Raw genomic sequence first — 22,020 nt, forward strand, 5'->3', positions numbered from 1 at the left:
GCATAATGATGAAGCTATACCCATTATAGAAACTGGCATATAACAACACAGCATAATGTGACAAATACGATAAGAAAGCACTCGGTAATTTTTGCAAAATTACCGAGTATTTTCTTGCTGCTCATATTTTAATTTGGCGTAGCCTATCCTGAAGTTTTTGAAGACGATTCAACAAATCTTCAAATGAATCCGCCTTTCCGTATATATAGCCGTCAATCATATTATCCTCATAATCACGTTGATATGCCTGCAACATCTCTCCTTGGGGAATAAAAGACAAATGCTCCGGATAATCAAGATCGTAGTTCACATAGCCGAGATGATAAAATTTTCTCCTATGCTCGACAATCCTGCGGTAAAGGCTTAAGTCTGACAATGCTATATTCCCATGTCCTGAATCCATTATTTTATCAATGTCGTACAAATGCCGGCTCATTCTTCTTGAGCGAGGTTTGTCTTTCTGAAATTCCTCGTTGAGAAGAAAAATTTTTTCAAGAAAAGTCCTTGATGGAGTCACTGTCTTGATTTCAGAACAAATGCTGCCGTCTATATCGGCAAACTTGTCATGTAATAATGAGGAAATGGCTTTCACCTCAAACGGTTCAGTCATGGATAGACAACTTATCTCTATTTTTACACGCGGTTCTATATCTCCATCATACATAGGGAATATGCTGTCATAATTGACAAAAATGACAGTCGGGTCGCTGTCATGAGAAATCTTTTCAATTCCATCAAGAGTCTCTTTCTCTGTTAGATTTTGTATTTGGAACCCTGCAATACCAAGTCTCTCAAGTTCTTTGGCGAGTTCTTGCGACAGAGTCTCATGTATATAATCACGCGATGCTTTTCTAAGATTTTTCAGTTGGGTGTTGTTTTCTGCCTTTGCGCAATTAAGACCGAGTTTGTCAATATAAAAAGTACGGTTGATTGACAAGTCAAGGTCTTCACTGAAGCGGCTGATCAAGTTCCATCCTTTGCTAAGTGATGTCCCTCCCTTAAACAGAAGATATTCCGCACACTCTGTATTAAAAATGGCTTTCATTACAGCTGTTACCCACCAATCTTTCTCTACAGCACGTTCTTCAATGTTTTTATCTGCTGCCACAGCCTGTACCGCTGCTATCTTTTCCGATATGTTAAGATTTTGCCAAAGAGTATTCATTGCTTTGATAATTTAATGTCTTTACGAAAATTTTTCTTATCCAATTCGGCATTAAGCGTAAATCATCTGCCAGCGTTTCATGTTCGGGATATTTCTTTATCAAGGCACAAATTCTATTATACTCATCTTCAGTAACATTATTTTCTCCAATGGCTTTTAGAGCCTGTACGATAAGACTGCGTTTTGTACCTTTAATTGCAAAATTCTTCGGTACGGCACGTTTGAATCTGATTGTCCGTTCCCCAAGTTTAATTGCTCTTGCCGAACCGGAAGTAAGGAATACCGAGTTCATCGGAACTTGTGTTGAAAGTCCGAGGACATTGAGAGCAGTTGCTCCTGTCGGTAAAATCTGCGCATTATCCCTTTCTGCAATGGCTTTTGCTATATGATCGACAGGAGGATACACAAGTCCGAACCGTGTCTCTTCGGCTTTTAGATAAACTCCCCGACAAAGCCGGTGAAGAATATTGTCCGCAACAAGGTTTGATAATATGTGTCCCACATATTCATCATCAAATTCAGGAAAACTGTTGCTGAAAAACAGCGTTCCATTATCAGCTTCATCAATGCGTTTTTTGATAATATGCACAACTTTATCTTCTTTCATTGCTCTCTGTTTACTCGGTATTTTTTGCAAAATTACCGATATAATTTGAACTGGCAAAATACTCTGGTAAGATTTTATCCTATTTTATCTGATTATAGCCATATTCTCATACTCCGGCTGCCTGTCAGCCCTGTTTTTCCGTGCAAAGGTACTGCGGAGGGGGAATGTCAAGTACCGCCATGCTGACAGGCCTGCGTACCGGATGACAGCTTTCCGCAAATCACAGATTTGGGTATTTCATCAGCTACTTTGCCGTCCACTTGCCTTATTGCCCCTGACCCGCAGTCTTTTCACGCACGAAAATCATTCCCGACCGGAAGCCGTAAGGCTCCGAGAAAAGGGAAAGATAAAGAAAAAGTTTAACGGATTAAATTTAAGAGTTATGCCTAATTGGTGTTCAAGTGCGTATGTGATAGAGGGCGACGCAAAAGAAATCAAGAGCCTCTATGAGTTAATGAAAAGACTGGAAGACATGGAAAACCCTTCAGTGGAAAACGGCTTCGGGACTACATGGCTGGGATGCCTTGTGGATGCCTTGGGCAAGGATTGGAACGATGTAAGTTGTCGTGGTGAGTGGAGCTGCCTCGAAATGGACGGCGAAGTGATAAGGTTATACACCGAGACGGCGTGGTCTCCCTGCAATGAGGTGTTTGACCTTGTGAGGGAAAAATATCCGTCACTTTACTATTACTTTCAGGCGGAAGAGCCGGGCATAGGAATTTATGAAACGAACGACAGTTCGGGCGTCTATTTCCCCGACAGGTATTTTTTTGATGCCTGTACGCCCGAAGAAGAGTACATCAGCGAATACTTCGAGAATCAGGAAGATGCGTTCAAGTGGATTGAGAAAGAGACCGGGAAACCGATAAGGTCGGCAAAGGATGTCGAAGCTCTTGACGCAGAATGGAGTGAGAAGTGCGAAGATGCTTTCTGCTACCTGCATGAGTTTGAAGTGATAGGTTGACTCGGGTAAAGGGGCATATCTCCCGGGCTGCAAGTCAGTTCGGGGGATTTTTCATGTCATCACAATCCTTTTTCCGGTCCCTGCTCCCTGTTTTAGCCGGATGCCCTGGAAGGCACTGCAACCTTTTGTATGTTCCTGCCGTCCTGCCTTTTTATTCCATGACTTCTGTCCGCTTTTATCATGGGCCATCGACCGTTCCTCCGTTTCGGCATTCCCCGCCGGAGTGATTTTCCCATGCAAAGGTACAGCGTCCGTCCAGCCGTCAAGTACCGCTGCGCTAACCGGTTCACGGATTGAGCGGCAGCCTTCCCAAATCGAAGATGAACTTTCAGTTCCCCGCAGGGTTGGGTATTCCGTTAAATCCCTGACGGTTTCCTTGCCTTTCCTGTTCTTTACACGCTGTCTTTCCTGCATGTAAAATCTTTCCCGACAAGGAAGCCGAAGAAGGCTTTCGAGAAAAGGGAAGAAAAAAGAATGTTCAACAAATTAAATTTCAAGATTATGCACAGCAAAATTTTTCAAATTACAACGACAAAGGTGGACAAGGAATGCTATCTGAACGAGGACACGCTTATGCAGGGCGACAACAGTTATTTTGACTATTGCTGCGAAATCGGCGAGGAGGAGCGCAAGTACCACATTGACATATTGGTAAACCATATCCTGCCCACAGGGATGTTCGAGCTTGTCGATGAAGATACAATCCGCTACACCGGCGGGGCGGAAAAGTGGAAGGAGGATTTTGTGGCAGGTTTGCGCAGCAAGATGGAAGCCGTTACCCCTGACACGATGCTGGATTATATCGGCTCGGTCTATCAGCTTGAAAAATACTTGAAAAACCCGCTTGAAACAGCTTACTGGTTTTACACAGATGCGGATGGTATGCAATCCTATGCCGAACAGTCTTACGAGTTCATGCGTGAGATATGTGGGTATGAACCCGGCACGCTGCTCTACATTGGAGGCGTCATTGATTATCATTTCTGACTCTAAATTAAAGGATTATGAACGAACAGGAAAGAATTGACTTGAAACGGAAACTTCGGGACGGACTTGCAGAATTGAGGCAGGCTTTTGACCAACTGCACAAGACCCTCGAATGGGCGGAATTGACGGAATGCTATCCTGAAGCATCCGCCGTATATAGGCGGATTGAATATCTGGAGAATACTGTAAACAAGATATGATTTGAATGACAAGACAGCCATCATCGGCAGAGGCGGTGTCCCGGCCGGTGGTGGCTGCCTCACAACGGGACTGGCCGAGCCTGTTATAACATGCCCATAGGTCATGGGCTCCCTCCTTTTATAATGGATAAACGCTCATTTCCATGTGCCGCCAGCACCCCCACAGGATGTTTTTATGCGGCAAAGGTACGGCGAACGGACGGCCCGGTCAAGGACCGCCCTGGCTATCAGGATAAAATTTGACGGAAACTTTCCGCAATCACAGATGGCGGCATTTCATAAAATTTCACCGCTGATTCCTTGCCTGCCATCCTTGCCTTCGCCGTGGAAACCGCACATAAAAACAATCCCTGCGGCGGGTCGGAAGGCCCGGAACAAAGGGAAAATAAAAAACAGGACAATGACAACAGTAGAACTAATCAAAAGCATCGCCTTCGATTTCGGCTGGATAGTAAGTACAGACGAGGAAGAAGACACTGTAGTATTCGATTTCTGCTATTACACAAAGCACGGACTGGATTACGGATTTTGTGTCGAACTGACAGGAAACAAATTTGACGGGTTTCTTAGGGAGGTGGAGCGGAATTGCGAGGACTTTGACCCCGACTATGAAGCCTACCGGTGGATTGGCTATGACGGGCACGGAAAATGTGGCGCACCTTACCATATCAAGGACATTGTGGATGAGATGGAAGAGGCGAAAAAAAATTTCACGGATTTTTATAACTCATTAAAAACAGCATTGACATGAGAACAAAGACACTTTACAGGCGGGATGGCGCGAGAATCGGCATCTGCCGTTTCCCTAATTTCCACAAGTCCGGGAGCATTGCCGGCATGAAAAGCCTGTACTACGGAAAGAATGCACTGCTGATTCGGTGCGGCAGTTGGATTTACAATGTATCAGGCGAACCCGAAATTTATTATAACTTGGCTCATTAGATTATTATGGAAAGAAATTGCAAGAAAGACTTTCAAGCATGGAAAGGTATAATGGCTCTGAAGTTACTTTGCTGCAATATTGCGGCAGGCCGTTTCAACTGGCGTAAATACTGTACGCCACAGCCATATTATGGCCACGAGATTTGTGTTATACCCTTGCACAGCTCTTACGGTCAGATAGGCTATACCGTGTATTTCCCTTATTCCAATATGCCTGAAGTGGAATATGATTGGGAAATGGACAGACTGACCGTTGATGAAGAGAATTGGCAGGAGTATTTTCAGCAAAGCTGACAAAGACACGGGGCTGGCATTCACGCCGGCCCCGTGTTCCTTTTTTTGCCTATCGCCGCATTCCGCCGCCATATTCCGCCTCTTGTAGCTCCTCCCTGTATTCGTCGAGTTCGTTCAGTTTCTCGTTTACGGCCATCAGGTTGCCATCAAACGTCGAGTTGTGGTTGTATGGAAAGCTGTGCCGCACGGCAAGACCCGCATTGCATACACCTCCCACATCGAGCGCATCCTTCTCCCTGTTGTACGTTGCATACAGAATATCCCCGCTCGGCATTTCGAATACCGGCATTCTCTGATGCGTCAGTTTGGCAAACTGTTCAACGACCATATCCTTGGCAAGCTCTTTCACATCCACGCTCGCACGGTCAATGCCGTAGCGGTTGATGTGGTCGCGTACCTCCTGTTCCGAGTATTTCAGCATCACCTCATAGGTGCCGCCCACACTCCCGTTATACACGACGGCAAAGTCCTTGTCCTCGACAAGCAGGTTATCGCCCCTGTGCTGCAAGGGGGTCTGGTAGGTGTATTGTTCATCCATACCGTTCCCGTCATAATATTCCTTGGCGCAGGCCAGCAGCCCCTCATAGTCCCCTTTGTCCCTCAGTTCGTCCAGCCGGCTTGTGTCGTCTGTGGACTGGAGGTAGGCAACGGACGCATAGAATGTCTTTTCCTGCGGAGAGACCTCGTTTCCTTTCCGTTCCGTATTGTCTTCGTCCAGTCCCCTTGCAATCCTGTCCACCTTCTGCGTGATTATAGAGGATGCCTTTTTTACATCCATCAGGGTCGTCTTGATGAACTGCGGGGACTCTTTCAATGAGTCGAGCCAGGACTTGAGGTAGGCGCAGCTGTCTTCCTTGATGTGTTTGGTCATGCCGTAACGCTGTGAGACCAGTGCGCTGCCGAGTTCGGCCACCAGTTCCTCCCTGGCATATTCCTTTGAACCGAAGGCTGTCGGTTCGAGGCGGTCGAGCACGCCTTTCGCACCGGTGGAATGGGTCATCTCGTGGAACAGGGTGCCGTAGAACGCTTCCCCGTCCTTGAACTGCCTCTTTTCCGGCACTACGATTTCATTCTTCGTAATGGAATAGTACGCACTATCCTGATGCATGGGCCGTATGGGACAGATCCACAGGTTCTCGCTTATCATCCGGTCCACCGGCTCGAAGTCGAACTGTTCGCCTGCCTTGACTTCAGGACGGCCGTTTTCCTTTTCCAGCTTTTCCCACAATTCCGGACGCGCTTCCCGCAGGTTGGTCTGCTGCACGTTGAACACCCTGAAAACCTGCATCCTCGGATAGACATTGTACTCCTTCTTCTCATCTTCGGAGAGATTCTTGTAGTCGTCATACTTGATTTTCTCCTTCGTCTCCTTGTGTATGCAGGTGAAAGTGGTAAGCATCACCGGGAAGGATTTCTCGCCGCGCAGCACGGAGACCCTCGGCAGTTCCTGTCCGTCCTTGCCCGGCTTGTTCATCCGCTGCACGCAGTCGAAGGTACAGAAGCGGGGTATCTTGTACCCCTCTTTCTCGCAGTGCAGCATCAACATGAAGGCGTTCATGCCGTTGTATTCGCGTCCGGACAGGTTGCGCGGCCACTGCAATGCGCCTTCCGTGAACCAGGGCTTGCGCCAGTCCTTATTGATGCTTTCTATCTTTTCAATCATCATCTCGGCGAACAGGTCGAGAGCCTTTTCCTCGCTGTTCGGCCCGTCCGCGTTCTGTCGTCTGTAACCGGCCATATCCGTCATCTGTTATCGTTATCGTTGCCGGCCTCCGGCACATACTGGTTGAGTTCTTCCACACGGCAGGAGATGTCCGGCTTGCCGTCGTATAGGGAGAGGGACATTTCTCCCTTCGCGTCCACCTTGACACCCGGCTGCAGCCATTCCTCCCTTTCCTTGCCGAAACAGAAGAAGCGCACCCATTGGTACTCGAACCCGTCATTGACCTTTTCCGTACTGAATGCGGAAAACATCAGGTACGGCTTGCCGGTCTTGTCCTTGCGTTCCTCTATGTGCTTGCCGGTCTTCCCACGGAAGACCATCTGCCCTTTGACGGAATCCGTGTTCCCGGCATCGGAAAGATCCACGGAATCTGCCGACAGGTTGAAATAGAGCTTCTCGCCCCTGCGTTTCAGCAAAAGGGTGCCCGTGACCTTGGCACGGGAGCCGTACCGGTATTCATGTACGGTGTCCTGTCCGCCGTCTTTGCTGACGCTGACTTCCATGTTCCCGTCATTCCCGTTCTTTCCGGGGATGGAGACCTGGAGAGGAAAACTTACGAACTCCTTGCCGTCCTTGCCTGTGCGGACGTAGGCGTCGCGGCTGATTGTGCCGCATATTGTGACATTGCATTTTATCATCGCTTGTCTATTTTTGATGTGTGACATTTCCACCGGAAAGCGGAAACGGCCTTGTTGAAGTTGAACCGGAAATTCCCTTTGCTAATCGGGTGCCCTGATACGGATGTAGATTATCCATGCGGCAAGCAGCACCTGTATCCCGATGATGACAAGCGCCGCCACCCGGCCGAACAGCATAAGGTACATGACGGTATGCAGCACGCACGAGGACAATCCGAGTACATAAAAACATAATTGCATCATCACGCTTTTCATATTTTCATTGCTATCTTTTCAGTCCTTCTGTCTGTCCCTGCAGCTGTTCCATTCCCATCTCGAAGTTGCGGGAAGCCGTCTCGGAGAGGATGACCGTGTTGAGCAGTCCGCTCACGCGCATCCGCCTGGTCTCTTCGGAGAGAGAACTGTTGTTCAGCGTGGCCGACAGGCGGCTGAGTTCGGCGGAGGAAAGCTCCCTCGACATCTGCATGTTTCCGTTGTCGGCATGAAGCACGGCCTTGCCGTTTTCGTTGACGGTCAGGGTGCAGCTTTTCATGCCCGGCAACAGGGACTTGAGGTCGATTCTCCCGCTGTCCATCGCGGCGGACACTTCCGCCTTCTGCCTTTCCTCCTCCTTATTGTCAATCTGCACGGCCAGCAGCATCAGGGAGGTGAAGGCGGTCATGGCCATCTCCACGACAGGATCGCTGCATCCGGACAGGCCCACGCCGCTGTCCTCCGAGGAGAGCAGCTTTTTCATCCATCCTTCGGTGGTGAGCGGTTTCCCGTCCCTGGCGCTTTCCGCACTCCTGTATCTGGCGAGCAGGTCGTTGCCGTTGTGCAGCACCTGCTGCCGGATGCCGCCTTTCTGGGCGATCTCCGCCAGATACGCCGCCGGGTCGATGTCCCGCTGCGTGCCGTCCGCATAGATGTTTTTTACCCCGAAATGCAGATGTTCGCCGCCCGTCTTTCCGAGCTGCTGCCCGGACTTGACAGTATCCCCGGCCTTGACGGAGACTTCGCCGAGGTGCATATAGGTACACTGCACCTTGCTACCGTCCTTCCGGCTGTATTCCACGGTCACGGACTGCCCGCCACCGCTTCCTTTCACGGAGACGACCTTGCCTCCGTTTTCCGTGGCGAGGACGGCATCCCCGTCACACCGGATGTCCAGTCCCTTGTGGACTTTCCCGCCGCCGTTGGCCGTGCGGCCGTCCACGCCGAACGGGGTGGTGACAAAAAGGAAATCCTTCCTTTCGACCGGAAAGGAATAGGCCGCGCTTTCAGATTCTCCCAAAGGGTTTTCCTCCACGCCGAAATGCCGTCCCTGTGCCGCCATTTCCTGCATGACCTGACGGTCGTATCTGTCAAGGCCGTTCTGCTCGATGATTTTCTGCAGGTTGGCGGCATAGCCGCTTCCCGTGGCATACCCGGCACGGGCGATGCCTTCCGTCCATCCCTTGTAGTCGTCCGGCGAGAGATTGAAGCAGGCGGCATAGCGGCTGTTTTCTTTCAGGAAACGGGAGTGGTGCTCGTAGGAGTCGCCCACGGAGTCATAGCTGCAGAACTTCTCGTTTGGCCTGTCGTCCGAATACAGGGCGTACCGTCCGCCTTCGTCAATCCATGACGGCGTGGCCTTGATGCCGAAGTGGTTGTTCTCGTTCCGTGCCAGCTGGCTCTGGCCGTTGCTGCTCTCAAGTATGCCCTGCGCCAGTGTCACGGAGGCGGGAATGCCGTACCGCCGCATCTGTTCCATCGCATATTCGGCATACTTCTCTGCGTATTCTTGGTTCTTGCTCATGTCTCTATCTTCTGAATGTTATTTGATGTCCGTTGTCACAATCTTCGGTTCGTGAGTCTGCGGATATATTGGATTGGAGTTTCTGGGCCGTATCTAAGACAGTAATATGAAACCTTGATTTTCCCAGTTCCGAAATACAGCGTTCGGATTCTCCGCTGTACGGTCCGAAAGCGGATATTACCTTATGCGGATTAAAAGGCGGACGGTCTTCTTTCTGCACCTTCATATTAAGTTCAAGCGCAATGGTTTCAGCATCGTCCATATAAGCATAATATTGTCCTTCATGCTTGAGTAGGACAATGGTTTCAGACTGTTTTGATTTGATGTCCTTACAATACGAAAGAAATTCTTCCGATAATGTGTCAACAATATTCCTTTGTACCTGTTCCCTCTGTTCAGGCTCCCTGTCGGCCGATGCCGCCGTTTCCACGGCATTGCCCTCCCTCTGTCCTTGCCGCATCACATCGGAAAAGAGCGAGGCGGCCAGGTTCCGTTTGTACCCGTCCTTGTCCTCGGCAAGCCACATCCGCTGCCACTGCTGCTGCGTGACGGCTCTCGGCTCCGGCTTGCGCCCGTCGATGGTCGCCGCGCACAGGATGCCGTCTTTCTTCGTCTTGAACACGCTGACCCGCTGGATGCGGTTCAGGTCGATGTCCTTCACTCCGCAACTGAACAGGTCAACCTTCAGGTCGGGTTTCGTCTCCGCAAGGGCGTGATACTTGTGCGCCAGTTCCATGCGCACTTTGCCGATGTTGTCCATCGCCTGCTTGAGCGTGGAGAAGAACCGGTTCACGTCCTCTTTGTCCGGATAAACGCTGTAGCCGCTCCCGTTCTCCGGCTTGATGTAGAGTGCCCAGCGGTTCTTGTCGTCCTGTATCATCTGTACCTGGTCGAAGCTGACCTCACTGGCCCGCTTCACCGCAGGAGCCACATCCAGCGTGGAGAGTTCCTGCATCTCCCAGTTCTTCAGCCGGGCCAGGGAAACCTCCTTGCCGGAAAAATAGCTGTCGTCGGGTCTGAAGCCCAACGCCCCGTCCGGGTTGAAGAACTTTATCTGCCCGAATCCCTCTTTGCGCAGGGCTCTCTCGATGCGGTTCTTGTTCATTCCGGGCACCTCGTTGTCCACTTCCAGCGATGCGCCGGCCGGCAGGATCACGTCCGCCGTTTTCGCGGCCCTGTCCCTGACCACGACAATGGTCTTTTTGTCCTTGTCCGGATGACGGGCTATCTCGTCCGCAATGGCATGGTGTTTCGGAAGCTCCGCCCTCATGTCGGAGGTCTGTTTCCGGTTGCGGATGGTGGCGTATTCAATCTTCTCGCCGCGTTCCGCCTTGCGGATCACCTCAAGGGCGTTGTTCACGTCGCTTTCGAGCGCCGCCATCATCAGCGGGTTCTCACGAAACTCGCGGTCCCAGTATTCCACCGTCTTCAGGCTTTCTTCCGACAGTCTGGCAGGCAGCCCGAGTTCCAGCATCTTGATGCCCGAAGCCACTTCCACGACCAGCCGTTCCTGTTTCAGCGCGTCATCCGAGGGTGGAATGCCGTTTTTCATCACCATGCCTTCCCGCGCCAGGCGCTGCTGGTGCCCGGTGGCACTGACTATCTGCCGCAGGGTCTCCTGCAGGTAGTCGTGGTAATGCTCGAAATCCCGCTGGCGGGGCATATAGACGGCATCCCTGTCCGTCTCGTAATGGGGCATTCCGCTGCCGTCGTAGCGCACAGGTACGAGGTTCTCCTTCATTTTCAGCAGGAAATCATTGAACCGGATATGCAGCTTGCGGTTGTCCGCTTCCGTATAGCCTCTTCCCGCCGTGCCGCCGTACTGCCTCAGTGCGGCTGCATAGGATTCCCTGTCCGCATCCGGCAGGGTGGTCTGGTCTATGTTGAAGAGGGTGCGTACCTCCCGGTTATGCACGCCCTTGTACTGTTTCCGTTCTTTTTCGTCCAGTTCGAGATAGGCCGTGCGGCTGATGATCTCCTCCGGATTGTTCCTGTTGATGTACCTGTTCCAGTTGTAGAAAAGGAAAGGCACACCGCGCTCATGTTCCCGGACGGACATGCCCATCGCCTTGGCGTCGTTGTAGAGGACGAAAAGGTTCGAGTTGCATCCGTTCCTGTCGGAATGCAGGCCCATGAAAAGGGCGTTGAACGGACTGACGGCCACGCCGCGCGGATAGAACTTGGGATAGCCTTTGCCGGAGGCGTTCAGCCAGTACCCGTTCGCGTTCGAGGCTCCGTTCAGGGCTTCGGAGAGCAGGTCTGTCTGCTTCTTCTCGGCATTTTTCTCTATGGGTGATTTCTCTTTCATATCCGTATGCTTTTTTTTTGTCGGTTATTGGATGCCCCGTGTGCGCACGACGGTTTCCGGACGGCTGTTGTCGTAGTTCTGTGAAGCCATCTGGTTCAGCCGGTCGCTCTGGGCAAGCACGGCGTTGGCCAGCGTGTTCAGCGGCAGGGCGCCTTTCCTGTAGGCGTCGGCCACCACCGGACTGAGCTGGACGGTGCACGGCACACGGTCTATCGTGGCCACCAGCGTGCAGCCTTGCAGCGTCGGGTTCACGATGCGGGGATTGAGCGGTTCGTCGGGATAACGCTTGTACTCCGGTTCCCGGTTTCCGGCGGTCAGTCCTTCCGACCGCTTGCGTTCCAGTGCCTCATGCCCGGCCTTGTTCAGCAGGTTCGCCCCGCCCAGGCCGATAAGGAGCATCTTAAGCAGCGGATTCCGGACAAACAGGCCCGCCACGATGCTCGCCATCGGCAGCAGGTTGTCCTTCAGGCGCAGGGATTGGGTCTTTCCCGTGAAGGCACCCAGCAGGATGTCCGGAAGCATCGCCATGATGTAGCCGAGGTTGCCGGTGATGTCGCCCAGCCCGTCCAGTCCCACCGACCGCAGCAGCCCGTCCCAGCCGTTCTCGTTGCTTTGGCCGGCTGATGCAGATGGATTCTCCTGTCCGACAGTCGCAGTTTCTTCTCCGCCGCGACTTTGGACCTGTGGCTCCGTCCTGTTTTCTTCCCTCTGTTCCTCCTGCACTGCAGCCTGCCCGTCTTTTTCCTCCGCTTTCTGCCTTTCCAGCTCCCGCAGGTAGGCTTCTTCCTGGCCGGGGGCCACAATCAGCGGCACGTCCTTGTATTTTTCTTCCCGGTCATGGACGGACGCCCCGAAATCGGGCCACCATTGCGTGTTTCCCACCTGCATCCATTCCGTGAAATCGAACTCGCACACGGGTATTTTCTTGTGCAGTACATTATTCGCTTCGGCAAGGGCGCCGTTTTCTTTGGGAGGGATGGCGGCGGCTTCCTTCCGGAAAGTGTCGAAGACATTGCCGTCGATGCCGAACACGCCCTTGCTGATGCACGCTTCCACTGTGGGGCCTTCCGGCTTGTCCTTTTCGAGATACCCGACGACGGTGGAGACGGCGGCGTCCGCCCCGATGAACTTGGCGAATGTCGCCCACGACCCTGCGCCGCCCAGCATGACGGTATCCGCAGTAGCTCCCAATGCCCAGGCAGCGCCTTTCTCCGCCTTGCCCGGACGGTAGGCGGCCTCGCCGCGGGCTTCTATCTCCTCGGCAAGCGGCGAACGGCCCAGCACCTGCGGCAGACCCAGCAGGCTCGACTCCGCCGCCTTGCGGATGATGTATTCTGCGGACGATTTGGGCATCCGTTCCCTGACCAGCCTGTCTATCATCAGCTGCTCCATGCGGTAGTCCACATAGGCATAGGCAAGGTCGCACCCCAGTTTCTCCGAGAGCTCGTCATAACGCTCCCTGCCGATTTCCTGCACGGCGGCACGACGCCACTGTCCGGCGATGCAGGCAAGATCCTGCTGCATCTCTTCGGACGAGACGATTCTCTCCCGGCACATCGCGATGTAGTCCTCGGTGGTTTTCGAGTTCCATTCCCCCGTGACCTTGAGGGTCTGGTAGGGGTCGCCCAGCGGCTGGCCCGCCGTCGCCATCATGCTGAGCACGCCGCCGAGGGAGGTGGAGTATTCCATCATCTCCTCGCCCTGTTTCTCGTTCAGGTACGCCTGCGTCTGTTTCATGACAGGGGCAATGTGGCAGACGAAATAGTTGTCCATGAGGGATTCCGTCTCCGCAAACTGTCTGCTATGCTTTATTCCTTCCATTATGTTGTCATATCAAGTTCACCTGTTTCAGTAACTGTTCCTTTGTCTGTTCGATGGCGTTGCGGTACACCTCCATCTGTTTGGGGAAGAACGCTTCGAGCCATGCGTCCTTTTCGATGCGGTCCTGGATGAAGTCCACGGCCTGTGTCCGCCCGATCTCCACGGAGGCTTCGCCTTCCTCCCGGTTGTTGAACCAGGCTTTGGTCCACCACCGGATGCCGGCACGGTCGGGATAGACGGTGACCGCCCTCGGTATGTCGAAGCTCTGGATGTCGATGTCCAGTTCCGCCAGCGGGTCGATGATGCCGCCGGAGGCTACTGCTTCGGCACGAAGTTTTTTTTTAAGTCTCCGCCCGTTGTCGAGAGGTACACCTCGTGGCGCAGGGCAAGGTAGTTCAGGAAGTCCGCTATCAGCAGGTTCTGAACCTTGCACACCAGAGGCAGCGCCTTCTGTCCCAGTCCGAGGGGGTTCGCCATGCTCGGCATACGCTCGTAGAAATACTCCTTCATCGCGCCTGTGGTGAAGATGTTGCGCAGCGACTGCTCCGTATGTTCGGGAACCGTGTATCTTCCCAGCCGCAGGTCATCCATGTAGAGCGGCAGGAAACGGAACATCAGCCGTTCTATCTCCTCCCTGTCCTGCTCGTAGTCGGTCTGCGGAGCGGCATCGTAGAAGCCGCCGGCTCTGTCGCCGCCCGCCTCCTGCATCGCCTTGATGTTGCCGTACAGCATGGCGAGGAACTCAAGCGGGTCCATTTCCTCGCCCTTGAACCGGACCCCTACATGCAGCAGGTCGCCGCTCATCGCCACGGTCTGACCGGCCTTCACCGGCCTGCCGAACTGGGCGAAGACAGTGGACAGGTGTCCGTAGGTCACTTCATATTGTCCGTAGCGGATGGTCTGGCAGATGCCGTGCGTGGGGTCGTTGCATACGCCCGACACGACACCGCTGGCCACGGCGGACAGCAGGTAACGCCGCACGCCGAAGTCGATGCCGTGGTGGAAAAACTTCTCGCCGCTCTCCGGGTGGGTCTGCTCGCCGTAGCCGAGCGACAGGCTCACGTCCCTGCCGTCAGGTTCCGCGAAAGGCATACAGTAGCCGCTCTCGGAGTGCAGTATCATTTCTTCTGTATATTTCATTTTCTTCTGTGTTTGATGTCCTATCTTCTCATGCCTCCGCCCTGGGCCTGTCTCTCCGGGGAAAGGTCCTGCGCGGAATTTCTCTGTCCGGTCTCCGGCACTTCCGTGCGGACAAGCCCGGCGTTGTTGCCGATGAGCATCATGCCCAGGAACAGCCCGGCTATCTTGCCGAGCCAGCCGGTACGCCCGAAGACCAGGAAGGCGGCGGCGACAAGCCCCGCTATGCTCAGTCCGGACACGTTGCCGCGTCCGAGGTTGCTGAAGAATCCGCCGATCAGGTCCCCGAGTCCGCCTCCGGTGGCCTGGCCTATGAAGTTCGACACTCCGTTCAGGCTGGAGCCGATGCTTGCTGCAGCGCCGCTCACGGCGTCGGCCGCTTCCCCGGCCTTGCCTTTCAGTTCACGGATGTCCTCCGTCGTGCCGGCAAGGGCATCCGTGGCCGACTCGCCGATGACGGTATCGCCCACGATCCTCGCCACGCTCTTGTCCGTGGTCAGCTTCTCCCATGCCACATAACCGGCCGCACTGCCTATGGCGGCGGTCTTCATCGCCTGACCCGCTCCGCGCAGGGTCTGCGAGGGATGCAGCACGGCCTGGCCCGCGCTCCTTCCGGTGGCTGCGGCGGCCTTGCCCGTGTTCTTGGCGGCCTTGCCGCCTGCTTTCAATAATGCGTCCCAGAATCCCATATCTGTTCTATATATTTAAGGTCTTACTTTCCTTCCGTTCTGCCTCCATCTGCGTTGGGCGGCTTCCACGATGTCGCGCTTGTCCGCTACGGGGACCGAGCCGCCGTCAATCTCTATCCAGATGTCGCCCATCGTGGTGTATTTCACCGCTATGGTCAGGCGTTGCAGTTTCCTGTTCATCAGCTGGAGTTTCGGACGGATGCCGAACACGACCTCCATCCGCTCTTTCTCCGTCATCTTGTTGTCCGACAGGCAGGCGGTACGGATGTCGTTCACGATTTCCACGCTGCCGAGTATCAGCTCCCGGTATATCTTGTTCCTGCGCGTCGAGAGGGCGACGGCAAGGGCGTTGGCCGGATGCCTTGCAAGCTGCTGCGAGAAGTCGCCCAGGTTGTCCGTCAGCCGGCTTATCTCATGGTAGAAGCCGTAGGTCTGGGCGGCATAGCAGACAATCGAGCGGAACGAGTCCAGATAGTCGTTGAACTCCCGCTGAAGGTCGGTGGTGCCCTCTATCTCTTCCTTTGTCCAGATGTGGCCGGTGGTCTGCAGCAGCATCACCTTCTCCTGGCTTTTCAACTCCTTCTGCGCCTTGTCGGTGTAGAGCAGGATCATCCCTGCCAGCACGGGGTCGTTCTGCGCCCGGACTTTCAGGGTGCCGGCGCACAGCAGCAGGATACATGTCATTAGAATCGTCAGCCTGTCCATCGTTCCTCCTTTCATCAATGCACGAGTGCGGCCGCACGCCGCCAGCGGTTCATGGCCAGCCGTGCCATCTCCCCGTTGTCGCGGTCCAGCATCCCGGCCGTCACGTTGTTCCACACATCGTTCAGCGTATAGTACCGTATGCTCAGGTAGAGCAGGTGCAGTTTCCGGCTGAAGGCCGACAGCTTGTCATTCAGCGCCCACAGGGTCTTGCTGCGCTCGGCTCCTGTCAGCATGTTTTCCGTGCCGCCTTTCGCCACGGCGTCGTTCAGCAGCGAGAATACGGAGACCAGCTCCGTCGCCGTCTCGATATAGAGGTTGTTCATGCTCATGCCGGCGATGATGCCCTGCGGGTTGTCCTTGACGGCCTTGCCTAATTTGCCGAGGGTGAGGAATATCCTCACGCCGTCGTTGTACAGGTGCGTGCAGGCTTTCAGCGAGGAGGCGTAGCCGCTGGCCGTCTTGAGGTAGCTGTTGTATTCCTTCTCCCACTGGTGTATCCGGTTGAACTCCGCAGCGATGCTGTTCTGCAGCGCAGCCGTCTGGGTCTGTCCCTTTATCTGTTTGTCAATCTGGCCGTTTATAAGCTCGTTCCCTTCGGCAAGGGCCACCCATTCCAGCGGGTTGGAGGCCGCTATCTGCGCCTGCGCAAGCTGCGGCAGCAGGAATGTGAGCACGGCGGCAAGGCTGATGCTAATGGTTCGTGATTTCATATATTCCCTTTTTTCGTTTGTTGTATTCCACCCGGCTCCGGATGAGCGGCACGATGTCGTCTTTCCGCCTCATGCCTGTAAGGTCGAGCCGGGGCGTGTTACGGTCCGTCGAGAAGATGCGCACCGTCTTCAGTCCGCAGAGCTGCTGCATCAGGCTCTGGTGCTCCTGGAAGTCCACGACACGGTAGAGCTCCATGTAGTCCACCTTGCGGACAAGCAGCCCTCGTTCGCAGACAAGCTGCTCGCTGCCGATGCGGTAGCGTATCCTGCACAGGCAGAGGAAGCGGTACAGTAGGACAAGCGACAGGCAGAGGAAGACGGCTACGCCCGCAATGGGAAAGGGCATGTCCTCCAAGCCTCCGTAGATGCCTCCGGCACAGCACACGGCAAGGGCCGGCAGCTCGTCGAGGACGAACTGCATCCTGTGCGGTCTCAGCACGAGACTTTCCGGTTGCGATATGTCTGATGCCGTTCTCATCGGTGGTAGCCTGTTCTTCGTTCCTGTTCGGTTTCTTCTTCTCTGGGTCGGTTCTCGCGGGCGGCCGCTTCCTTTCTTATGACTGCCAGCAGCTCGTCGTTCCAGTCCTTGCAGGGGGCTTTCGGCTCTTCCCGCACGAACCGGGTGTCATCCTTTTCGTCCAGACCGAGAAAATCCCGCAGCCCATTCCGGAAATCCCTGTAATGGCTGTTCATCAGTTTTTCCTGTTCCCGTATGTCATCGGGATGGCACAGCCCGCTCGACCGCATGGACATGACTTCCTCCCATGCGGCCTCGTACTTGCCATAACTGGACCGCAAGGCGTCAGGCAGCAGGTCGGTATCGCCGCTGTCAATGCCGCCTCCGGCGGGTATGGAACCGAGGTAGGCTTTCCGCTCCGGCGTGGGCTCTATGCCGGACTTGACCGTCCGGTGGATCTCTTTTTTGAGATTGTCGGTGAACTCCCGGCCCGCCGTATCGGTGTCGAAACAGATATGCTGCCGGGCGGAACGGGAACAGGCGATTACGCCTCGCATCTGCTCCACGGTCGGTGTCCCGCCGGTGGAGACGAATACGGCCTTCCACAAGTCCCTGTTGTCCTTCTGGTGCAGCTGGTAGTAGGACATGGCGTCATAGCCGCTTTCGAACCAGAATACATGGGTGGCATCTCTCAGGGCTGTCCCGGCAGGACTGCCGATCCACAGCCCCGCACTCGAATTGCTTCCCTCGGCCTTGCCCTTGTAGCTGCCGCTCCCGTCCATCCGGGCACGGCCGCGTTCCTCGAATCCGACAATCTTGTCCGTGTCCCTGGGCAGGCGGAGCGGAAAGGCAAGGTTGGTGTAGCTCAGGCCGTCCGGCCGGTGCCGGGTCGCCAGACAGAAATCCCGGTGAAAGGCATATTGGGTGTACAGGTCGATGCCCCGGTGCTTGAAGAAAAAGTAGAATTTCTTCTGTGTCTCCCTGTCCTGCGGGTCGAACCGGTGGATGTCATAGTCCTCTATGTTGAAGGGCCTGGTGTCCCGCCTGGGTTGTATGATGCGTGTCTCCCTGTCAGGGATGGGATGGTTCAGCAGCCGGTTGCACACGAGGTTCACCAGCCGGTCGCCGGACATGCCCGCCCGGTATTCCGCAAAGAACTGCGGATGTTCCTTGATGAAGGAGATGATGTTGTACAGTCTCAGGAGGGGCGGCTGGAAGCAGCACTGGCCTTTGGGCGTGACGAGGAACTTGTCGCCGCGCACACGCCGGCCGTCGCTGTCTGTCCGGACGTATGACAGATAACGCAGGCCGTCCCGCCTGTTCAGCCGGTAGCCCGCGTCGATGAGCACGTCCTGTATGGTCAGGCGTTGCAGAAAGTCATCGTATGTCAGTTCGTTTTCGTTCATAGGCCTACCTCCCCATACGCATGTCGCTTATCTCCCGGTTCATCTCGGCCTCGAAGTTGCGTATCGCCACATCACGCGGCGTGTCCACTCCGGGCTTGAAATAAGGTCTGGGAGGACCGCCGAACCGTTCGCCGTAGAACTCCGGCGCATGGTGGCAGTGGTTCATCCCGTGCACGACGCCGGCCGTGACGACGGCTCCGGCTGTCAGGGCGGCGAATATCTTCACGCCGAGACTCTTCCGGGCTTCGGGACGCATCTTCATGTCCACCTCGCTGAATATCTTCGAGAAGAGCTTCATGCGGTGGAAGTCATCAATGGCGAGGAACTTGTCATAGTCCTTCTGGCTGATCTCGTGGCTGACGGTCTGCCCGTCGATGACGGCGGTCATCCTGTACTTGCCCTCGGTCTCTGCCGGATGGACGGCGATTTCGCTTACTTCCACCTCGCGTCCGTGCCGTTCTTCCCGGTACCAGCCCCGGTTCTCGCTGAGATAATAGAGGTCCCTGCCGTCGATGACGGCGCCTTCGGCCATCTGTCCTATAGGGTTGCCTTGCTGCTGACCCTCAAAGAGCTGCTGCTCCTGTTGCTGCTGCCGGGCAAGGTCTTCCTCCACCTCCGGGTGCAGGCCGATGCCGATGCGCCGGTCGCTGTCCAGGGCTTCCATCGTCACCTTGTCCCGGTAGTCCGCTGCGATGATGTTGTTGATAAGCCCGATGCGTTCCTCTACCGGGTGTTCCTCGATGGAGTTGGAGGTCAGCGCCGCCGTCTCTTCCGCCGTCAGGTCATAGACGAAATCGGCCGCCACGGACTCCGACTGCACGGTCAGCGTCCGCTGCTCCGCGTCCACGATAAGGCCGTGCGAGGACAGGCATTCCTGCCACTTCTCGTTGGAGAAGTACACGGGGGAGCTGACCAGTTCCTTGTAGGGCTTGGCCGGCTCGCTGCTCCGCTCACGGGCGACAAGCGGGGTGATGACGCTCTGCAGGTTCTGCAGGACATCCGCAGGTTGCGCCGCAATCTCCCTTTGACCGCCTTTATAATAGAATCCGTAGCCGCCGGACTGGAGTTCGCCCGGCTTCATCCGTCCGTCCCAGCGTTCGGCGACGACGGGACCGGGATAGAACAGCTGGCCGCCGACCCTGCGCAGGTGGAAGCCCCACTGCTGGCGGGGTGTCCACCCGAGAAACGGGGGCGGCAGCCCCATCCGGCCGGTGCGCCCGTATTCGCCGATGCCGATGCGGTATCCGTGAAGCCCCATAGCGACACGGCCGTTGGCGTTCCGCGCGTGGACGAAATCTTTGGGCAGGAAGAAGTCCTTGCCGACAATGCTGGTAAACACGTTGTAGGCCTTCTTGTTGGCCGTGTTCGTTCCCCAGTCGGTCAGCGCCAGCATCTGCCGCTCCGTGATGGGATAGGCAAGCAGGGGTGAGTCATGCCCCTGCACGACCAGGCTGTAGCCTGCGCCGTCAGGCACGATATGGGCCTGCATGCCGTTGCGCATCAGGATGTCGCGCATCTCCGGCTGCAGGTCCATCGCCCGTGGGTTGGTGTTCTTTCGTATCGCCATTGTCTGAAAGTTTGGATTGTCTGTGATTGGTTTATGCGTCTCCGGATTCGAGGGCCGCCTCCAGCTCCCGGTCCTTGAAATGGACGAACGACTCTGCGGACGCGTCTCCGACCAGAAGGCCGTTCTCCCTGCAATAGCGGAGGTATTCCTCCTGCCATTCCGCAGAGTGATGGTTGACATAATCGAGCCAGCCGTACTCGCCGCTCTCCATTTTCTCTATGAGGATTTCCTCCGGATAATAGGTATTCCGTTCCATTGCCGTTCCGGTTCTGAGGGTTATTTATGAAGCGCAGCGGCACGGTTGCGCTCGGCGCTTTTCTTCTGCTCGTTCCACAGCTCCTCGGTATAGTCGTCCTCGGAGACATAATTGAGGTTGCCGTCATCGTCCATGACCCAGCAGCCGTAGCAGCCGAAAGTGTATTTGTCCCATTCGCGCCTGGACTGCTCGCGCCATCTCTCCCCGTCGCCGTGGCAGAAGCGGATGCCTGTCCGTGCATTGAGGTCGATGCCCACGGTGACAGGCTCGTCATCCACGACGATGGTCAGCGGCTCCCCGTGCTGCAGGCTGTTGACCTCCGCCGTGCCGAGGCGAAGCTCCTCTGCGGCCACCTGAAGGTTGCGCCCGATGATGGGTGTGGGCACGGAAAGCACCTGGTTCGTCTCCGGGTCTATCTGCACGAATGCCTTACTGCGGCGTCCGTCGGATGTCTCCACGTCCACGATGACGGCCTTGCCCTCAAGCAGCTGTTTCTGCTGCGCCTCGCCGTATTTCTCCAGCGGGGAGGTTTTCAGTACCGGATAGAACACCACGTCCGCCCGGCCGTCGTCCCTGCGGATGAAGGCGATGCGTGTGCGGCTTTCAAAGGTCTCGCCGTTCTCGCCGGTCACACGGACAGGAAGCACGGGCGAATGCCTGCCCTGACAGATGTCTTCCAGGACGAACATGGGAAGATCCTCTATCATTTCCTGCGTGAGCCCGAACCGGGCAAGCGTTCCGAACGGAAGTTCGGTCAAATCAAATCGTACTTGTTTCATATTCTAAAATCAAACTATAAATCATACTCTGCAAAGATAGGTTGATTTTATCGTGTCAGGCAAGTATGTAGTAATATAAAGATTTAGAATATAGTATTTTTTATGATTAGAATATGATTTTACCGCAAAAATCATATTCTGAACAGTTAAATAATCATATTATGACAAGAAACGATGTCCGATTTTTCTCAGGGGGTGGCGGGGCTTGCTATCTTTGCCGCATGAAAAAAATGATAATGATTGCCACAGGTGCCGTCCTTGTCTCGGCACCGCTTTTCGCACAGTTTATGACTGTCGCATCCGGCATCCCGGCCGCCGTGCCGGAAGCCGTGCAGATAACCAACCTTGGCATGGGAGAACGCCCCGGAATGCCTGTCTGGAAAGATGGAGAAACCACGGAAGAAAACGCACCGGCTTCACCCGATGCGGCAAGGGAGAAATGGGTGCGGCGCTACCTGAGCGTGTGCTACCCGCTCCGTAGGATGAAAGTCAACTCGCCATACGGGTACAGGACGGACCCGATTACCGGAAAGAGGAGGTTCCACAACGGCATAGACCTGCACGCGCGGGGCGACGAAGCCTTGGCCATGATGGAGGGCACGGTGCTCAAGGTCGGACAGGACAGGGCTTCGGGGAAATATGTGGTGCTGCGGCACGGCGAGTTCACCGTCAGCTACTGCCACCTTTCACGGATTCTGGTCGGCAAGGGAAAGGCCGTCCGTCCGGGGGATGCGGTCGGCATCACCGGCTCCACGGGACGCAGCACCGGAGAGCACCTGCACATCACCTGCAGGCGCAACGGAAAAACCGTGGATCCGGCGGAGATTTTCGATTACATCAAGGCCACGAAGGAGAAATGCGTGGCGGCGTTGGCGGGAATGCCGTAGG

At 55.1% G+C, this 22,020-nt stretch carries 26 protein-coding genes; 7 read left to right on the forward strand and 19 right to left on the reverse strand.

Annotated features, from left to right (window positions below):
* Positions 1–121: 121 nt before the first annotated feature.
* Together B5F34_RS02775 and B5F34_RS02780 are read right to left on the reverse strand one after the other, a co-directional pair.
* On the reverse strand, positions 122–1,165 hold the full coding sequence (locus B5F34_RS02775) for a nucleotidyl transferase AbiEii/AbiGii toxin family protein (RefSeq protein ID WP_087334836.1): 1,044 nt from the start codon (positions 1,163–1,165) through the stop codon (positions 122–124).
* The gene (locus B5F34_RS02780; protein ID WP_087334838.1) at positions 1,140–1,772 is read right to left on the reverse strand and encodes a DUF6088 family protein; all 633 of its coding nucleotides are present in this window, start codon (positions 1,770–1,772) and stop codon (positions 1,140–1,142) included. The genes B5F34_RS02775 and B5F34_RS02780 overlap by 26 nt, the downstream gene beginning before the upstream one ends.
* A 382-nt stretch (positions 1,773–2,154) precedes the next feature.
* Between B5F34_RS02780 and B5F34_RS02785 the strand changes: the two genes are divergently transcribed.
* Positions 2,155–2,736: a hypothetical protein gene (locus tag B5F34_RS02785; protein ID WP_087334839.1), complete on the forward strand. Its 582-nt coding sequence runs from the start codon at positions 2,155–2,157 to the stop codon at positions 2,734–2,736.
* Positions 2,737–2,787: 51 nt separating this feature from the next.
* On the opposite strand, the gene B5F34_RS17515 is transcribed toward B5F34_RS02785, so the two are convergent.
* Complete coding sequence (locus tag B5F34_RS17515; RefSeq protein WP_087334842.1) at positions 2,788–3,150, reverse strand: hypothetical protein; 363 nt, start codon at positions 3,148–3,150, stop codon at positions 2,788–2,790.
* Positions 3,151–3,237: 87 nt separating this feature from the next.
* Here B5F34_RS17515 and B5F34_RS02795 point away from each other — a divergent pair, with 87 nt between their 5' ends.
* The 5 genes from B5F34_RS02795 (at position 3,238) to B5F34_RS02815 (ending at position 5,159) form a co-directional block, all read left to right on the forward strand.
* Entirely contained in the window at positions 3,238–3,723 is a 486-nt protein-coding gene (locus B5F34_RS02795) for a hypothetical protein (RefSeq protein WP_087335147.1), read from the forward strand.
* Positions 3,724–3,740: 17 nt separating this feature from the next.
* Positions 3,741–3,923, forward strand: a complete 183-nt coding sequence (locus B5F34_RS02800; RefSeq protein WP_087334844.1) for a hypothetical protein — start codon at positions 3,741–3,743, stop codon at positions 3,921–3,923.
* 400 nt (positions 3,924–4,323) lie between these two features.
* Positions 4,324–4,674 carry a hypothetical protein gene (locus tag B5F34_RS02805; protein ID WP_087334845.1) on the forward strand — a complete coding sequence of 117 codons (351 nt, stop codon included), beginning with the start codon at positions 4,324–4,326 and terminating at the stop codon, positions 4,672–4,674.
* A complete protein-coding gene (locus tag B5F34_RS02810) occupies positions 4,671–4,865 on the forward strand; it encodes a hypothetical protein (protein ID WP_087334847.1) in 195 nt (64 codons plus the stop codon). Before B5F34_RS02805 ends, B5F34_RS02810 begins: the two co-directional genes overlap by 4 nt.
* A 6-nt stretch (positions 4,866–4,871) precedes the next feature.
* Entirely contained in the window at positions 4,872–5,159 is a 288-nt protein-coding gene (locus B5F34_RS02815) for a hypothetical protein (protein ID WP_087334849.1), read from the forward strand.
* 49 nt (positions 5,160–5,208) lie between these two features.
* Here the strand turns inward: B5F34_RS02815 and B5F34_RS02820 are convergent, their stop codons facing one another.
* The 16 genes from B5F34_RS02820 to B5F34_RS02895 form a co-directional block, all read right to left on the reverse strand.
* Positions 5,209–6,897, reverse strand: a complete 1,689-nt coding sequence (locus B5F34_RS02820; RefSeq protein WP_087335150.1) for a zincin-like metallopeptidase domain-containing protein — start codon at positions 6,895–6,897, stop codon at positions 5,209–5,211.
* 5 nt (positions 6,898–6,902) lie between these two features.
* Positions 6,903–7,520 carry a hypothetical protein gene (locus tag B5F34_RS02825; RefSeq protein ID WP_087334852.1) on the reverse strand — a complete coding sequence of 206 codons (618 nt, stop codon included), beginning with the start codon at positions 7,518–7,520 and terminating at the stop codon, positions 6,903–6,905.
* Positions 7,521–7,601: 81 nt separating this feature from the next.
* Positions 7,602–7,763 (reverse strand): hypothetical protein, encoded by a 162-nt coding sequence (locus B5F34_RS17520; RefSeq protein ID WP_162609275.1) that lies wholly within the window; start codon positions 7,761–7,763, stop codon positions 7,602–7,604.
* A 22-nt stretch (positions 7,764–7,785) separates the two neighbouring features.
* On the reverse strand, positions 7,786–9,297 hold the full coding sequence (locus B5F34_RS02835; RefSeq protein ID WP_087334854.1) for a glucosaminidase domain-containing protein: 1,512 nt from the start codon (positions 9,295–9,297) through the stop codon (positions 7,786–7,788).
* Between the two features lie 4 nt (positions 9,298–9,301).
* On the reverse strand, positions 9,302–11,605 hold the full coding sequence (locus B5F34_RS02840) for an ArdC-like ssDNA-binding domain-containing protein (RefSeq protein ID WP_087334856.1): 2,304 nt from the start codon (positions 11,603–11,605) through the stop codon (positions 9,302–9,304).
* A gap of 24 nt (positions 11,606–11,629) precedes the next feature.
* Positions 11,630–13,426, reverse strand: coding sequence for a hypothetical protein (locus tag B5F34_RS02845; RefSeq protein ID WP_087334858.1), 1,797 nt, complete (start codon positions 13,424–13,426; stop codon positions 11,630–11,632).
* A 7-nt stretch (positions 13,427–13,433) separates the two neighbouring features.
* Positions 13,434–13,718: a hypothetical protein gene (locus B5F34_RS02850; protein WP_087335155.1), complete on the reverse strand. Its 285-nt coding sequence runs from the start codon at positions 13,716–13,718 to the stop codon at positions 13,434–13,436.
* A 23-nt stretch (positions 13,719–13,741) separates the two neighbouring features.
* Positions 13,742–14,566, reverse strand: coding sequence for a M23 family metallopeptidase (locus B5F34_RS02855; protein ID WP_087334860.1), 825 nt, complete (start codon positions 14,564–14,566; stop codon positions 13,742–13,744).
* Between the two features lie 20 nt (positions 14,567–14,586).
* Entirely contained in the window at positions 14,587–15,252 is a 666-nt protein-coding gene (locus B5F34_RS02860) for a hypothetical protein (RefSeq protein ID WP_087334863.1), read from the reverse strand.
* Positions 15,253–15,267: 15 nt separating this feature from the next.
* Positions 15,268–15,957, reverse strand: a complete 690-nt coding sequence (locus B5F34_RS02865; RefSeq protein WP_087335157.1) for a hypothetical protein — start codon at positions 15,955–15,957, stop codon at positions 15,268–15,270.
* 14 nt (positions 15,958–15,971) lie between these two features.
* Positions 15,972–16,667, reverse strand: a complete 696-nt coding sequence (locus B5F34_RS02870; RefSeq protein WP_087334865.1) for a hypothetical protein — start codon at positions 16,665–16,667, stop codon at positions 15,972–15,974.
* Complete coding sequence (locus B5F34_RS02875) at positions 16,648–17,145, reverse strand: PH domain-containing protein (RefSeq protein WP_087334867.1); 498 nt, start codon at positions 17,143–17,145, stop codon at positions 16,648–16,650. Before B5F34_RS02875 ends, B5F34_RS02870 begins: the two co-directional genes overlap by 20 nt.
* On the reverse strand, positions 17,142–18,530 hold the full coding sequence (locus tag B5F34_RS02880) for a toprim domain-containing protein (protein ID WP_087334869.1): 1,389 nt from the start codon (positions 18,528–18,530) through the stop codon (positions 17,142–17,144). The genes B5F34_RS02875 and B5F34_RS02880 overlap by 4 nt, the downstream gene beginning before the upstream one ends.
* 4 nt (positions 18,531–18,534) lie before the next feature.
* On the reverse strand, positions 18,535–20,097 hold the full coding sequence (locus tag B5F34_RS02885) for a hypothetical protein (RefSeq protein WP_087334871.1): 1,563 nt from the start codon (positions 20,095–20,097) through the stop codon (positions 18,535–18,537).
* 31 nt (positions 20,098–20,128) lie between these two features.
* Entirely contained in the window at positions 20,129–20,353 is a 225-nt protein-coding gene (locus B5F34_RS02890; RefSeq protein ID WP_087334873.1) for a hypothetical protein, read from the reverse strand.
* Positions 20,354–20,373: 20 nt separating this feature from the next.
* On the reverse strand, positions 20,374–21,132 hold the full coding sequence (locus B5F34_RS02895; RefSeq protein ID WP_087334875.1) for a DUF4099 domain-containing protein: 759 nt from the start codon (positions 21,130–21,132) through the stop codon (positions 20,374–20,376).
* Between the two features lie 221 nt (positions 21,133–21,353).
* Between B5F34_RS02895 and B5F34_RS02900 the strand changes: the two genes are divergently transcribed.
* Positions 21,354–22,019 carry a M23 family metallopeptidase gene (locus B5F34_RS02900; protein WP_087335159.1) on the forward strand — a complete coding sequence of 222 codons (666 nt, stop codon included), beginning with the start codon at positions 21,354–21,356 and terminating at the stop codon, positions 22,017–22,019.
* Position 22,020: the final 1 nt, after the last annotated feature.

Source organism: Mediterranea sp. An20 (assembly GCF_002160055.1).
GTDB classification, from domain to species: Bacteria; Bacteroidota; Bacteroidia; order Bacteroidales; family Bacteroidaceae; genus Bacteroides; species Bacteroides avicola.